This is a genomic window from Acinetobacter sp. YH01024 (assembly GCF_013420195.1).
In the GTDB taxonomy this organism is placed as follows: domain Bacteria; phylum Pseudomonadota; class Gammaproteobacteria; order Pseudomonadales; family Moraxellaceae; genus Acinetobacter; species Acinetobacter amyesii.
The window spans coordinates 1-13,738 of record NZ_VOYQ01000061.1; the positions used below are offsets into that span (position 1 = coordinate 1).

A 13,738-nucleotide genomic window follows, 5' to 3' on the forward strand; every position below is an offset into this window, starting at 1 on the left:
GAATAATTCAAGTGAATTTGTTTGAAAGAAGAACTTTAAAAGCTTTATTTTCACCCGATAAAATACCCATAAAACAAGAGGAAGCTCAAATGAGCTTCCTCTTGTGAAAAATTGTGGGACAGCAGTGATAACCACCCCAGCTTTTCTAACACCCATAATTATGATTAAAATAAAAAACTTATACGATTAATTTAAAAAGACTTATATCTAATTTTTGTAAAAACTTAACGTCATAAAATCAACTCCATTGTTAATTACCCTTGTCTATATGACTAGTATTTATAAGACTGCTTGTAGATAAAAAAAGCCGATCATCTGACCGGCTTATTCTCTTACAGTAAATTACTTCGCCATCAAGGCTTCAATGTCTTCCACCGACTTGACCACTGCAGCTGTTAAAACACGTGGACCTGCTTTAGTTACAGCCACATCATCTTCAATACGAATACCGATACCACGCCATTTCGCATCAACGCTTTCATCATCAGGCGCAATATAGAGCCCCGGTTCAACCGTTACAACCATGCCTTCTTCATAGGCACGCCATTCACCGTCTTGCTTGTATGAACCGACGTCATGCACATCCATACCAAGCCAATGACCCGTACCATGCATATAGAATTGGCGGTAACTTTCTTTTGCGATGATTTCGTCAATATCTCCTTGCATAATGCCAAGATCCAATAAACCTTGAACTAAAATACGCACTGCAACGTTATGTGGTTCTTTATAAGAGTTGCCGATACGCACCGCATCAATCGCCGCAATTTGCGCATCGAGTACGATATTATAAAGTGCTTTTTGTTCAGGGCTGAATTTACCGTTGACTGGGAAAGTACGGGTAATGTCTGAGGCATACAGCTGATATTCACATGCTGCATCAATCAGTACCAAATCACCATCTTTGAGTTCTTTGTCATTTTCCACATAGTGCAAAATACAGCCATTTTCACCGCCGCCGACAATGCTGTTATAGGAAGGCACACAGCCATTTTTACCAAAGACATAATTCAGTTCTGCTTCTAGTGCATATTCCATCATGCCTGGTTTAACCGTTTGCATGGCACGAGTATGCGCTTCTGCTGAAATATCCGAAGCAATCTGCATCAATTCAAGTTCATCATTAGACTTATGCAAACGCATTTCATCAATGATGCGATCTAGTTGAATGACTTGAGCAGGCGCACTTGCACCCTTACGTGATTCACCACTTGCAGCCGAAATCCACTGCGCCACACGAGCATCAAAATCTGGTTGCTGCCCAATACGGTAGAATAATTTATCTTTATTTTGTAATTTTTCTAAAATTTCTTCGTCTAATAAATCAATGGCATAAGCCTCATCAGCTTCATAATCTTCTACAGCCCCATCTACACCCGCACGGTAGCCATTCCAAATTTCCATTTCACGGTCACGTTCACGGCAGAACAAACTATAGCTATAACCTTCTTCTTCGCTATCAAAGGTTTCAATCACTGCAACCGCTTCAGGTTCAGCAAAACCTGTTAAATAAAAGAAACTACTATCAGCTCGAAATTTATAATCTGCGTCGCGATTACGCATGGCTTCTTTGCTCGTGGCAATAATTGCAATACTACGTAGTCCCATTTCACCCGCAAGGATGTCTCGACGTTCTTGAAAATCCGCTTGAGTTAATTTCTTCATTGATATGCTTCTTATACGCTTGGACTATGATTGATTTAATAGGATGATGAACTCCTTAGATAAAGCCCATCATCTATTAATTATTAATGCAAAAAGAATGCCTTAACTTGGACGATGTGGAGTGAACATTTCAACCACATTGCCCGCTTGAGCCGATGAGTTTTTAGCGCTCAGCTGTAACAACGGTGTTTCTGAAACATCTACTTTGGTACGTCCCATCGATAGGCTTACTGGGATTAAACGTACAAATTCGTATAATTCCTGATAGCTTTCTTCACCTTCTTCATCATCATCTGAATCTTCAAATTCTACTGAAGCGACATCTTGTAAATGCTCAATCAATTCTTGCTCATTGGTACGCAGATGTCCTGCCGCCAAACCAAAACCAAGAACCACACCTGCACACCAGTCTGCCAATGCTTGTACACGCTCACCTAGTAAGTGATCATCATCTGGTAATAAAGGAAGATAGTCGAGTTCATCATCTGAAAGTGAATGAGCTACATCTTCTGCTTCTTCAGTCAACAATGCCACCGCATCTTCGTCTAATTCAGCCACATCAAGCGTTGCTAAAATTTGTTGCCACTCTTCACGACTCGGGGGTTGTGACACACAAACTATACCAGTGAGTAGACCATGTAACTCACTTGGGCTTGAAATTTCTTCAATTTTAGAAAAATTCTGGGACCAATCTGACCAACCTGAAATATCGTCTTGCATTCGCTTATCCAATCTCTATACTTCGTATATATTACCTTTGTTTGCAAGACTGTGCGACTACGTTATGTTAGAAGAATTACAGCGTCTCCAAGCGCATATTAGCGTTTTAAAAAAGCGACTGGCGCAATTTGAAAGCGAAAATGGTGCCTTACAAGATGAGAAAAACTCATCTAATGAGCAGCATCATGCTCAAATTGTACATAAGAACGGCATTATCACCTCGAAACAAGAAGAAATTGAAACACTGAATGAGCAATTAACTGATTCACGTGCTCAACTTCAACAGCTCAATACTGATGCAACTGCTTTGGCTGACCGATACAGCCGCCTTGAAAAAAGCTGTACTGATCTAAAAAATCGTTTTCAAGAAATTTTGGCAGAGCGTAATGAGTTACGTATCGTCAAAGAAAAAATGCAAAATGAACAACGTCATGCTCAGCAAGAAATTCAAGGTTTAAAGCAAGAACGTGAACGTCTGCTTCAAAAAAATGAACATGCCAAAGCAAAAGTTGAAGCGATTATTCAACGTTTAGCTATTTTAGGTACAGCTCAAGATCAACATGCGCAAGAAATTCAACAATTGGCACATCCGACTGAAAGTAATGAGGAAGTTTGATCATGAGTGAACAAATTGCAGTTGATTTAAAAGTTCTAGGTCATAGTTTCCGTTTAGCAACGACTTCTGACCAACAAGCCGATTTAGAACGCGCAGCACAATTACTGAATGACAAATACGATGAATTTCGTCGTAAAGCACCACGTATGGAACCGAGTAAGTTGATCATTATGGTTGCACTTGAATTAATGCAAGAAGTCCTGTCAATGAATAAGAGTTTGCAAGAATATGCAAACTGCGAACTTTTGTTGCAAAATATTTTGGAACAAGTTGAAGAATTGACTGATTAATCGGTGGTTTAGTGATTATACTTTGCCCGATTGCTTCATTTTAAACACTTTGTCAGTGTTTGGTGATTTGCCAATAACGCTGAATTCGTTATACTGAGCACATCTCTGAGGTGTTCGCCAGCTAGGTCTAATCCCCTGCCGATACTTAAACTTATGGATGTGTTCTGTATATTCTGAGCGTATGCCCTCCTCGAGTGGGAAACCCAGCGAGTGTACGTCGCGTCCACCTTGAACTCATCGGGTTCAGGGTCACGACATTTGCAGCGGCATCTTCGGAGTGTTTATTTTCCAAATCATTAAATGAATTTTAAACATTCATCTCAATTCAAAAATACTCTAAAAAATTCACTATTCTATTTCTGTTCTATTCAACTTCTGTTCCTCGCTTAAATATTTCATTCAAGTTTGTTCATTTTCAAAAGCTTATTTAGTCCGCCTTATTCAATCTTTGAGTTGTTTCCAGTTTGGCTTGCTGCTCATCTAAAGATCTGTCCATTTCAGGGAGTATTTGGCGTAAATATTGAATAGATGAAATGGCTTCATCTACTTGCACGACACCTTTTTCAACCAATCTATATTGTTGCTCGAGTAAAGCGAGTACTTGATTTTGATTCGGCTGCTGCCCCTGACTCATCTGCGTATTTATTTGCTGAAATTCTTGAAATACTTGTTCACGTTGCTGTAATAACTGGGTGTGCATTTCCTTATCTTCTCTTTCTTGTTTTTGTTTTGAACTTTGATCATTTAAAGCATTTTTAGTGGTTTGCACTGTAAGCGGGCTAAGAACTATTTGTGTATCCAGTTGAGTCTGTTGCTGCTCTACGTGCTCTTGCTTGGGCTTTAAAAATTGAATCATCAACCCTAAAAACAAGCTAAACGTTAATCCTAAAGCAATCCATTTCTTATACATGATCCAATCTCTAATGTTCTTCAATTAAAAAATTCAGAGCCGATTTGACTCTGAATTTTCCATTTGCATTTGATTTAAACTGTTTTACTGACTGCCCCATCCTGCTGGCGCATAACCTAAACGAACGCGCTGTGGGTGATTGCCAACAGGCACAGTGATGACTTTTTCACCTGTCGCGAAATCGATCACGGTTACTGCATCTGTCGCACTTTCAGAAATGACACAGCGTTTACCATCTGGGCTTTGCGTTGCCCAATACGGTTTGCCCGCAGCAATCAGTTTCGCCGCGGTCAAAGTTTTACGATCGACGATGGTGGCATAATCATCCATGGTTCCTGCGACACATAGTTTTTCACCATCTCCACTGATTGAAAGCCCATGATGACGTGAGTCATTTACCCATTTCGTGCGATCAGAGGGAATAGTTGTACTTCCCGGAAGCTGTGCAATGCGCGTGACTTTGTCTTGATTGAGATCATATTCGACCAGACCATTAAAAAATGAGACCTGAGCATAGATTTTGGATTCATCTTTACTAAATACAATCGGTCGAACTGAGTTAGACAGGTCTTTACGGCCAAAGGCATCCAATGCAGGTCGAAAATCAATTTTTTTCAAGACTTTAAAATTATTAGCATCGGCAATGGTGATATAGCGTTTGCCTTTAGTGAAATCCTGCCACGCTGCATCCATTGAGGTTTCCACATTACCTATGGCTGAGTTAAGAATTTTTGTGCCACCATCAAAGTAAATATTTTCATGTGGCTTATCTCCTGTGGCAAAGCGCCCGAGCTCTTTGCCTGTGTTGATATCGAGTATATGTACGACATTTCCTGAAGACGCTGATACTGCAACCTGTTGCCCATCAGGGGATACTGCCATATGGTCTGCTCGAAATCCCTCAACGGGTGTGCGCCAATTAATTTTCCCTGTTGCAATATTAATCGAGACAACATCTGCATAGCTTGGGCGTGATGCAACCACCGATTTGCCATCTGGTGTGGAATACATATCATCGACCAATTGATCATTTCCCTCTCCTGCTGTATTACGAATATAGCTATAGGCAATCAATTTTACTGGGTTGAGGTAAATCTCAGTGAGCCGTTCCTTTTTGTCGGGCACCATATTGATAACACCAACTTTTTGATAGTTTTTTGCAGGATTGATGACTGTAACCGTACCATCCCAGTTATTACCCACAAAAAAAACTTGCTGGCTATTGGGTGGAATGGGTGCAGTGCTGGTCGCTGCGAAAGTGAGTGGAGACACCATGATTGTCATCGAAAGAAGTGTCCTAATCCAGAGATTCTTTTTCATTTTTATTGTCCATTAATTTGTTTTTATGCATACCTTTTGAGCTACGTCATCAGATAAGTGTCGCTTTTTAAGCGCAAAGAAAGCTTATTCAATATACAAGTGTAGATATAGCGTATTTGTTTTAATTCCGATGAGTTGTTGATTAAAACCAAGTCTTCAATCTGCATTCACTTTTTGGGAAGCAAAAAAAAGCACCCGAAGGTGCTTTTTTAGTTCATCAAATGATTAGTAAATAATTTGATTATTGTTGATTAGGTCATCTAGTTCGACTTTGCTCGTTTGATTGAGTAAGACCACGAGATCTTGTGATTCGTATTTCAGACCTGATGTGCCATCACGGTCAATTGAAATCACAGCTGAATCAGTTTCTTCGTCATATGCTACTGTTACAAACTCTGCGAGATTCGCTTCAGTTGCATCGTCAGAAAGTAATGAAGAGATATCGATTTGGTCAGCAATAGAAAAATCATTTACTGTTGTTAATGTATTACCGCCCAAATTGTCATCTGCAAGAAGGTCAAAAACAATATCATCACCAATAAGTAAACTTTCACTTTCTAATGAGAACATCGCAAACGATGCTGTCGCAGTCACTGTTTCCTAACTCTGTTTCGAGCTGGGTTGTAAGTACATTTACATCTTGAATTGAGGTTTCAGGGACTGTAACTTTCACTACAAAATCTTCAACTTGACTACTTGAAGTGCCTTGATAAGCATAATACCCATCTGAATCTTTGCTTACTGATATACCATTTACCGAAACTTTGGCATCAACTAAAGCATCAAGAGCAGCAGATTTAAATTTCACACCATTTACATTCACATTTGCCTCTGCATCATTTAGAACTTCTGCATGTAAAGTAAATTGTAAAACTTTCTCTGGAACGCCTGCTTCCGGAGCTATTACACCAAGTTGATCCTGTCCATTTTGATTTTTCTCATCTGTCTTAGCAATTTGAGTTCCATCCGCAAATAGCACACCTTCCAACATATTAATTTGGAAACCACTTACATTTTGGACACCCGTAATACTCAAGTTAAAACCATCATTATAGTTGGTTGTATCAGAGTTGTTTAAAATCATTGAATTGACAGGATATTTTTCACCTGAATACGCTTCATCAAATACAATCCAGTCACTCGGAGTACCTTTTTCACCTCCAAAGTCTTTAGGGAAACTATTTGAGAAATTAAGCCCAAGCTCATTCTGAGTCAGAACTTTGTCAATTTTCTCCCAATTGATAATAATAATTTCAGAAACGTTAATTTCACTTTTCAAATTAGTAAAGATTCTTAGCGCTTCGTTAATTTTATTGAAATCATTACCATACTGTGGATCATTGATAATAGCTTGCATCTGTGCAGCAATATCTACAATTTTCGCACCCGCAACAAGATCATCAGAAACATAATTACCTTGTGCATCTTTATAAATCGTACCTAGGTTTGGAACGTTAATCACTGAACTTGACGCACCACCACCAGTTCCACCTGATGTTGACCCTGATACCGAAATTTCACTTGTTAATGTTGCTTTTAACTCAATGAGTTCAGCATTGCCAGTTACAGGAGTTGTAACTTTACCATCAGTAACTTGAAGACTTATCGAAGGCAATACAGCACCTGAATTTAGCTGATCCGCACCTTTCTGAGTTAAGGTTACAGATTGATCAGCCAATGATAATTGATAGAAACCGTCGGCACTAACTGTCGAGCCATTAGCAAATGTCACAGTCAGACTATCATTATCTGCATCCGATGCAGCATAAGCAGCAATTTTTTGACCGGCAACAGCTGCACCAACAGTGACTACTTCTGGTTCAATTTCAATTTCAGGTGCTACGTTTGTTACAGAAGCAGGATACAAAATTACACCGAACTCTAATTCTGAACTTGCAGTTGAACCATTCGATTTTTCAGTTGCAAGAGATTCAAGCTTCACGTTCAACTGTAAAGAATTACCCGTAACAGCCAAACTTGGTGGTGCAATCGCCACTAAGTTTGAACCTTCGATACTCATTCCATCAGCGACAAAACTTAAATTGCCATTTGTATCCGCAGTTCCAAGCAATACTCGAGTTCCGTCCTCTGTAATAGCATAAATTTTCATACCTTCAACCAAACCAGAGAAATTCAGTGTTAAGCTTTCAGAACTATCGAGATCATTCAAACTAGTATTAAGTAGACCAAGAGAAATATCCTGTCCAACTTCACCACTTAGGTTGAAATATGGTCTATGGAAACCATTTTGATCTTTATCGCTACTACTTCCTTGAATCAAGTCAGATACTTGCCATTCCACAGAAGAATTAGTCTGTTGATAAAAATTATTCAGATCTGATACAGCAGCATCAAGACTAGGATAATAACTTATCTTATCACCATGTGACTGATCGATTAATTGGAAATCATAGTTACCCTGACCTGCTTGGTTATGCGTGTAGAAATCAAAGGTATAGAACCCTGATTCTTTAGCGGTAAAGCTAAGGTCTACCGATTGGCTCAAGCCTCCCCAACTCACAAATACAGGATCTTGGTTTCCAATAATCAACATACCACTATCATCTACTTTACCTTTATAGCTATAAGTATGCCCAGCTTCCAAATACACATAACCTGTAATTGCAACGCCTTCATAGGTTGCTACACTTGAATCAACCAAACTTGTAGTTTCACTCGTGCTTGCAGGTGGAAGAGTTGTATTTTTCGAACTGGTTAAGTATTCAAAAACCGTTCTCAAGGTATCTGCTGGCATGCCATTACCATTACCTTGCAATAAATTATAAGATTTTCCATCAACAGTAACAGTTTTAAGATTATTCCAAGTTTGAATATTTAAATTAACAGCCGTTGGGCTCCAATCTAATAAATCTAATGTTAAAGAAGGCTTATCTGCCACTGCATCGACAACAATTTCCAATTCACCTGAAGTCACATGTTTACCATCAGAAACATTAAATTCTAAGCCTGCATATACTCCGCCGTCAGTTGCTGAAGCTTCGTTAGCATCTGGCGCAAATACAACTTTTCCGGCATTAATATCAGCATAAGATAGTGTTTGACCCGCGATGATTGGTGTTTTATTCCCAGCAGCATCTACGATTGTCAATACACCGTCTTTTGGCAGATTTGTTACCGTAATAACAAGCTGATCATTTGCTGTATTTGCATCTGAAATACCAAAATGCGCCCATGTTAATGTCACACTTTGATCTTCTATCGTAACCACTTGGGTTGTCTCAACTTCAGGAGCGATATTGTCCACTGGGACAGTTTTATCTACTTCCTCACCTGGACTACCTGATTTATCTTCATAGCTATCTGTAGGGACAGTTACCGTAACGTTACCATCAACACCCGGAGGGACTTCACCAGTCACCACATATGAGCCATCTGGTTGTTTCACTGGCGGCGTAAATGGTACTTCGATTGGGCCATTTGGACCTTCAACAACAATTTTACCTTCTTCAATCGTGTCAGGGTTCACATCATCCGGATAAATCACAGTGATCTTACCATCTGGTGTAATCGTCACTTCTGCTACAGGCGGAACCATATTGATGTTTTCGTTGCCTGTACCTGGTAGACCCAGGTTACCCGAAGTGTCTTCATATGAACCTTCTGGTACATTAACCGTAACTTTGCCTTCAACGTCCTCTGGCACTTTACCCGTTACCGTGATTGAACCGTCTGGTTGAGTCTCAGGTGTACCAAACTCAACCACGATGTCTTTGCCATTTGGATCTTTAACCGTAATTTGGTCAGGCGTAATTGTGGATGGATCGGTGTCATCAGGGTAAGTCTGTACGATGTCACCATTCGGTGTCACAGTCACCTCAACTTGTGGACGCTCAGTTGTCGCATGTTCAACTTTTCCTGGCGTAAATAAGTATGCAAAACCAGATAATTTGTTGTTTCAAAACAATACTATTGATGCATACAAAATACATGTGCAACGTGATGAAAAATTATGCGCAGATGATCAAGCTAAAGACCAAAAATGTGCAACTAAACTCTATATAGATGACTTTAAAGCGGGAGATTTTTATATTAATAATTCTGCTGATTTTTATTTAAAAGAAGGCGAATACCAATTTAAATTGAAAAATTGTACAACTAATTGTGAAAATTATTCAGTTAGATATTGTGTAAACAAAAAGTCAATTATGAATAACTTACTCCTTACAGTTGATAATAACGGCAAGCCCATTATATTAAATAATGATGGCACTATAATTAATAACTGCCCGATTAGAGATAATGCTCTAAAAAATGTGAAAAAACCAATTGAACCGAGTTTAGATAATATAAATTTAGCTGCCAATTCTTTATTTAAATTTAATGGTGGGAAATTAACCGATTTACTTCCTGCTGGTAAATCAAGCTTGAATGAACTAGCAACTAAACTAAATAATCAATATGCACGTATTGATATGATTAAGCTTACCGGCCATACCGACCGTTTAGGCAGTGAGCAATATAATCAGCAACTTGCATTACAACGTGCACAGACTGTCAAAAATTACTTAATGAACCAAGGGATTGCTGCTGACAAATTAAGTTTCGCTTCAGCAGGTGAAACTCAGCCTGTAACCAATGGTTGTTTTGATGTGTAAGATCGAAATGCCTTAAAAGCATGCTTACAAGCAGACCGTCGTGTTGATGTGCAAATTCTTGGTATAAAAAACCTTAAATAAGTATGCGTTCCTTAAGCTAACTAGTGTTTAAGGAACGCTTTATATAAAAAAGATAAATCCTATTTTTTCGGACTTTTAAGCTTGAACGCGTTAAAATGCCTTGAGAATTTTGTGCTACTTTGAAATGAATCATGACTTTGAGCACCACCAGCCTTCGCAAACAACTCCGCAAGCAGCGTCGTAGCCTAAACCCATGGGCCCAACGACAAGCTGAACAACAAGTCCTACACCGTTTAATCAGACTCAGTTATTTTCAGCGCAGTCAGCATATAGGCGTGTATTTACATGCATTCGGTGAAATTCACACTCAAAAGCTTATCCATTACTGTTTTGCGCATCATAAACACGTGTATTTACCCATGATTTGCAACATGAATCAGCAACTGGTTTGGGTTGAAATCTCACGACATCAGTACATCAATAAACGTTTTTCTCATCACCCACTCGGCATGAAAGAGCCTATGGCAAGTCGTGGGAAGCATGTTTCTCATCTTGACCTTTTAATCATGCCCTTGCTGGCTTGCGACAAGTACGGCACACGTATTGGTATGGGGGGTGGCTTCTACGATAAAACATTAGTAACAGCCCACTCTACCCCCTACCGTTTAGGACTTGGTCATGATTTTCAACTCATTCAAGACTCTTTGGTCCGAGAGGCATGGGATCAACCGCTAGATGGCTTTATTAGCCCATCTCAAACTTTAAGCTTCAAACGTTAATTTGATATTCTTGACACTGAGTTACACTTATAAATCACATATTTAGTCATTTTTTATACATTTTAATTGGCATGACCCTTGTAATTTAAAAAATACACATCACTATAAAAAACATGGCAACACCGTTGTCACTCATTAGGAGTGCCCATGTCTGAGATTATTATGAATGAAGAAAGCTTGGAAACTACAATTCCGAGCGTATTACCGCTTTTAGCGCTACGAGATGTGGTTGTATATCCTCACATGCAAATTGCACTGTTTGTGGGTCGCGAAAAGTCGATCAATGCAGTCAATGTCGCACGTGACAGTGACAATCTTGTATTCGTAGTTGCACAAAAAGATTCGCTTACAGAAGAAATTGATCACGACAATTTATATCAATACGGTACTGTCGCGAAGATTGTGCAAGTTGTGAATCATGAGAATGATGAAAACTGTATAAAAGTACTGATTGAAGGCTTATATCGTGCCAAGTTAGAAAAAATTATCGATACCGATGATTACCTGACTGCCGAGCATTCATTAAGCCCAATGACGGTTTCTGTAGACTCAGAAACTCAGAATAACCGTGTGGAAGAATTACGCACCTTATTTGCTCAATATGCAGAAGCAAAATTGCGTAACGCACGTGAATTGATTGCAGCAGCCAATAAAATTGATGATTTGCTACAATTATTATTCTTCGTAGCTACACGCGTGCCTTTGAATATTGATGTAAAACAAAAATTCTTAGAGCATGACGAATTTGAAGCACATTTAGCTGAACTCATGACCTATTTATTACAACAGTCAGAAGAACAGCAAATTGAGCAAACCTTACATGATTCTGTAAAACGCCAAATGGAAAAGAATCAGCGTGAATACTTCTTAAATGAAAAAATGAAGGTCATTCAACGCGAACTTTCTGATATGAATGGCGGTGCTGAAGATGACGTTGCAGAAATTGAAAAACGTCTAGCTGAAGCCGATTTACCTGAACATGTACGTAAAAAAGCTGAAAATGAGTTCCGCAAGCTAAAAGCAATGCAACCTGCTTCGAGCGAAGCTGCTGTCGTGCGTAACTATCTAGAAGTTATTTTAGATACGCCTTGGAACAAAGCCAGCAAAGTCAGCATTAACCTTGCGAAAGCTCAAGATATTCTTGATGCCGATCACTATGGTTTAGACGACGTGAAAGACCGCATCGTGGAATACCTTGCTGTTCAATCACGTGTGAAAAAACTTCGTGGTCCAATCCTGTGCTTAGTTGGTCCTCCAGGTGTTGGTAAAACTTCACTCGGTGAATCTGTTGCCAAAGCAACTGGTCGTGAATTTGTCCGTATGGCGCTTGGCGGCGTGCGTGACGAAGCTGAAATTCGTGGTCACCGTCGTACATATATCGGTGCGATGCCCGGTAAAATTGTGCAGTCTTTGACAAAAGTTGGCGTAAAGAACCCACTGTTCTTACTCGATGAAATCGACAAGATGGCGCAAGACTACCGTGGTGACCCTGCTTCAGCATTGCTTGAAGTCCTCGATCCATCACAAAACAGTAAGTTCAATGATCACTATTTAGATCTTGATCTAGACCTTTCTGAAGTGATGTTCATCTGCACTGCAAACAGCATGAATATTCCAGAAGCTTTGCTTGACCGTATGGAAGTGATTCGTCTACCGGGTTATACCGAAGATGAAAAAGTGAATATTGCTGAACGTTACCTTGTTCCAAAAGCCATCAAGAACAACGGTCTACGTGCGAAAGAATTAACCGTTCACGAAGAAGCCATCCGCGATATCGTACAACGTTATACACGTGAAGCCGGTGTCCGTAGCTTAGAACGTGAAGTGTCTAAAATTGCACGTAAAGTGGTAAAAGAAGCAGTGAGCAAGAAAGCGAAAAATCTTCAAATTGAAGTGAATTCGAAAAATCTTCCTGACTACTTAGGTCCACACAAATTCGACTTCGGTATGGCCGAAGAAGAAGCTGAAGTGGGTCGTGTAAACGGCTTGGCTTGGACATCTGTTGGTGGTGAACTACTAACAATTGAAGTTGCAGCAGTGAAAGGTAAAGGCAAGTTCATTACCACCGGTTCTCTTGGCGATGTCATGAAAGAATCGATCACAACAGCGATGACCGTTGTACGTACCCGTGCAGATGAACTAGGTATTGAAGCGATTCGCTTTGAAGAAACAGATGTACACGTGCATTTACCAGAAGGTGCAACACCGAAAGATGGTCCATCTGCTGGTTTAGCCCTAACTACCGCTCTTGTTTCAGCTTTTACAGGCATTGCAATTCGTCCAGATATCGCAATGACTGGTGAAACCAGTCTGGGTGGCCGTGCAATGCGCATTGGTGGTTTAAAAGAGAAACTTCTCGCTGCTCACCGTGGTGGCATTAAGCTTGTCTTTATCCCACAAGACAACGTTCGTGACTTGACTGAGATTCCAGACAATGTCAAAGAAGGTCTAGAAATTAAACCAGTGAAATCGATTGATGAGATTTTACCTCTAGCCTTAGTTGATATGCCTAAACCTCTTGCAAAGACACCGATTGTCAAAGCAACTGAAGGTGGCAAAGCTGCTCGTCACTAAGCGCTAGCAACTCGCAATAAATGAAAAAAGCCCTGTTTGGACAGTAATGCCAGTCAGTTAAGCAAATTTTAGTAAAATGTAGTAAAAATGAGTGTATGTAAATACGCTCATTTTTTTATGTCTTTATCTGAACATTTAGAATCCACTCTTGAACATTCTCTCCCATCACTCAACCATTTTTGTGAACTTATTGATTTAAATTGGATTGAAACAAGCCTGCATCAAAC

11 protein-coding genes and 1 other RNA gene are annotated in these 13,738 nt (G+C 39.7%); 6 read left to right on the top strand and 6 right to left on the bottom strand.

From position 1 onward, the window contains the following. Nucleotides 1-342: 342 nt before the first annotated feature. Together pepP and FTT88_RS15790 are read right to left on the bottom strand one after the other, a co-directional pair. Nucleotides 343-1,665: a Xaa-Pro aminopeptidase gene (gene pepP / locus FTT88_RS15785; RefSeq protein ID WP_180004154.1), complete on the bottom strand. Its 1,323-nt coding sequence runs from the start codon at nucleotides 1,663-1,665 to the stop codon at nucleotides 343-345. 102 nt (nucleotides 1,666-1,767) lie between these two features. Next, nucleotides 1,768-2,385 (bottom strand): UPF0149 family protein, encoded by a 618-nt coding sequence (locus FTT88_RS15790; protein WP_180004153.1) that lies wholly within the window; start codon nucleotides 2,383-2,385, stop codon nucleotides 1,768-1,770. Nucleotides 2,386-2,449: 64 nt separating this feature from the next. Between FTT88_RS15790 and FTT88_RS15795 the strand changes: the two genes are divergently transcribed. From FTT88_RS15795 to ssrS, 3 genes are all read left to right on the top strand, one after another. Next, nucleotides 2,450-3,001 (top strand): hypothetical protein, encoded by a 552-nt coding sequence (locus FTT88_RS15795; RefSeq protein ID WP_180004151.1) that lies wholly within the window; start codon nucleotides 2,450-2,452, stop codon nucleotides 2,999-3,001. 2 nt (nucleotides 3,002-3,003) lie between these two features. Next, on the top strand, nucleotides 3,004-3,291 hold the full coding sequence (locus FTT88_RS15800) for a cell division protein ZapA (RefSeq protein WP_168378082.1): 288 nt from the start codon (nucleotides 3,004-3,006) through the stop codon (nucleotides 3,289-3,291). Between the two features lie 99 nt (nucleotides 3,292-3,390). Continuing rightward, nucleotides 3,391-3,573: non-coding RNA, 6S RNA (gene ssrS / locus FTT88_RS15805), on the top strand. 145 nt (nucleotides 3,574-3,718) lie between these two features. On the opposite strand, the gene FTT88_RS15810 is transcribed toward ssrS, so the two are convergent. From FTT88_RS15810 to FTT88_RS15825, 4 genes are all read right to left on the bottom strand, one after another. Then, the gene (locus FTT88_RS15810) at nucleotides 3,719-4,201 is read right to left on the bottom strand and encodes a hypothetical protein (protein WP_180004149.1); all 483 of its coding nucleotides are present in this window, start codon (nucleotides 4,199-4,201) and stop codon (nucleotides 3,719-3,721) included. 84 nt (nucleotides 4,202-4,285) lie between these two features. Beyond that, nucleotides 4,286-5,485: a YncE family protein gene (locus tag FTT88_RS15815; RefSeq protein WP_257223046.1), complete on the bottom strand. Its 1,200-nt coding sequence runs from the start codon at nucleotides 5,483-5,485 to the stop codon at nucleotides 4,286-4,288. A gap of 261 nt (nucleotides 5,486-5,746) precedes the next feature. Next, a complete protein-coding gene (locus FTT88_RS15820) occupies nucleotides 5,747-6,091 on the bottom strand; it encodes a type I secretion C-terminal target domain-containing protein (protein ID WP_180012168.1) in 345 nt (114 codons plus the stop codon). Then, nucleotides 6,072-9,350, bottom strand: coding sequence for a cadherin-like domain-containing protein (locus FTT88_RS15825; protein WP_180004144.1), 3,279 nt, complete (start codon nucleotides 9,348-9,350; stop codon nucleotides 6,072-6,074). Before FTT88_RS15825 ends, FTT88_RS15820 begins: the two co-directional genes overlap by 20 nt. Between FTT88_RS15825 and FTT88_RS15830 the strand changes: the two genes are divergently transcribed. The 3 genes from FTT88_RS15830 to lon all read left to right on the top strand — a co-directional run bounded on the left by FTT88_RS15830 (nucleotide 9,331) and on the right by lon (nucleotide 13,511). Then, nucleotides 9,331-10,137: an OmpA family protein gene (locus tag FTT88_RS15830; RefSeq protein WP_180004142.1), complete on the top strand. Its 807-nt coding sequence runs from the start codon at nucleotides 9,331-9,333 to the stop codon at nucleotides 10,135-10,137. The genes FTT88_RS15825 and FTT88_RS15830 overlap by 20 nt on opposite strands. 212 nt (nucleotides 10,138-10,349) lie before the next feature. Continuing rightward, nucleotides 10,350-10,937, top strand: a complete 588-nt coding sequence (locus tag FTT88_RS15835) for a 5-formyltetrahydrofolate cyclo-ligase (protein WP_180004140.1) — start codon at nucleotides 10,350-10,352, stop codon at nucleotides 10,935-10,937. A 147-nt stretch (nucleotides 10,938-11,084) separates the two neighbouring features. Continuing rightward, a complete protein-coding gene (gene lon, locus FTT88_RS15840) occupies nucleotides 11,085-13,511 on the top strand; it encodes an endopeptidase La (RefSeq protein ID WP_180004138.1) in 2,427 nt (808 codons plus the stop codon). The last annotated feature ends 227 nt before the right edge of the window (nucleotides 13,512-13,738 follow it).

What these genes read in the sequence shown, in the direction of transcription:
- FTT88_RS15790 (WP_180004153.1), bottom strand. Translation starts at nt 2,385, where the DNA reads ATGCAAGACGATATTTCAGGTTGGTCAGATTGGTCCCAGAATTTTTCT.
- FTT88_RS15815 (WP_257223046.1), bottom strand. Translation starts at nt 5,485, where the DNA reads ATGACAATCATGGTGTCTCCACTCACTTTCGCAGCGACCAGCACTGCA.
- FTT88_RS15820 (WP_180012168.1), bottom strand. Translation starts at nt 6,091, where the DNA reads ATGTTCTCATTAGAAAGTGAAAGTTTACTTATTGGTGATGATATTGTT.
- pepP (WP_180004154.1), bottom strand. Translation starts at nt 1,665, where the DNA reads ATGAAGAAATTAACTCAAGCGGATTTTCAAGAACGTCGAGACATCCTT.
- FTT88_RS15830 (WP_180004142.1), top strand. Translation starts at nt 9,331, where the DNA reads ATGTCACCATTCGGTGTCACAGTCACCTCAACTTGTGGACGCTCAGTT.
- FTT88_RS15795 (WP_180004151.1), top strand. Translation starts at nt 2,450, where the DNA reads ATGTTAGAAGAATTACAGCGTCTCCAAGCGCATATTAGCGTTTTAAAA.
- FTT88_RS15835 (WP_180004140.1), top strand. Translation starts at nt 10,350, where the DNA reads ATGACTTTGAGCACCACCAGCCTTCGCAAACAACTCCGCAAGCAGCGT.
- FTT88_RS15800 (WP_168378082.1), top strand. Translation starts at nt 3,004, where the DNA reads ATGAGTGAACAAATTGCAGTTGATTTAAAAGTTCTAGGTCATAGTTTC.
- lon (WP_180004138.1), top strand. Translation starts at nt 11,085, where the DNA reads ATGTCTGAGATTATTATGAATGAAGAAAGCTTGGAAACTACAATTCCG.
- FTT88_RS15810 (WP_180004149.1), bottom strand. Translation starts at nt 4,201, where the DNA reads ATGTATAAGAAATGGATTGCTTTAGGATTAACGTTTAGCTTGTTTTTA.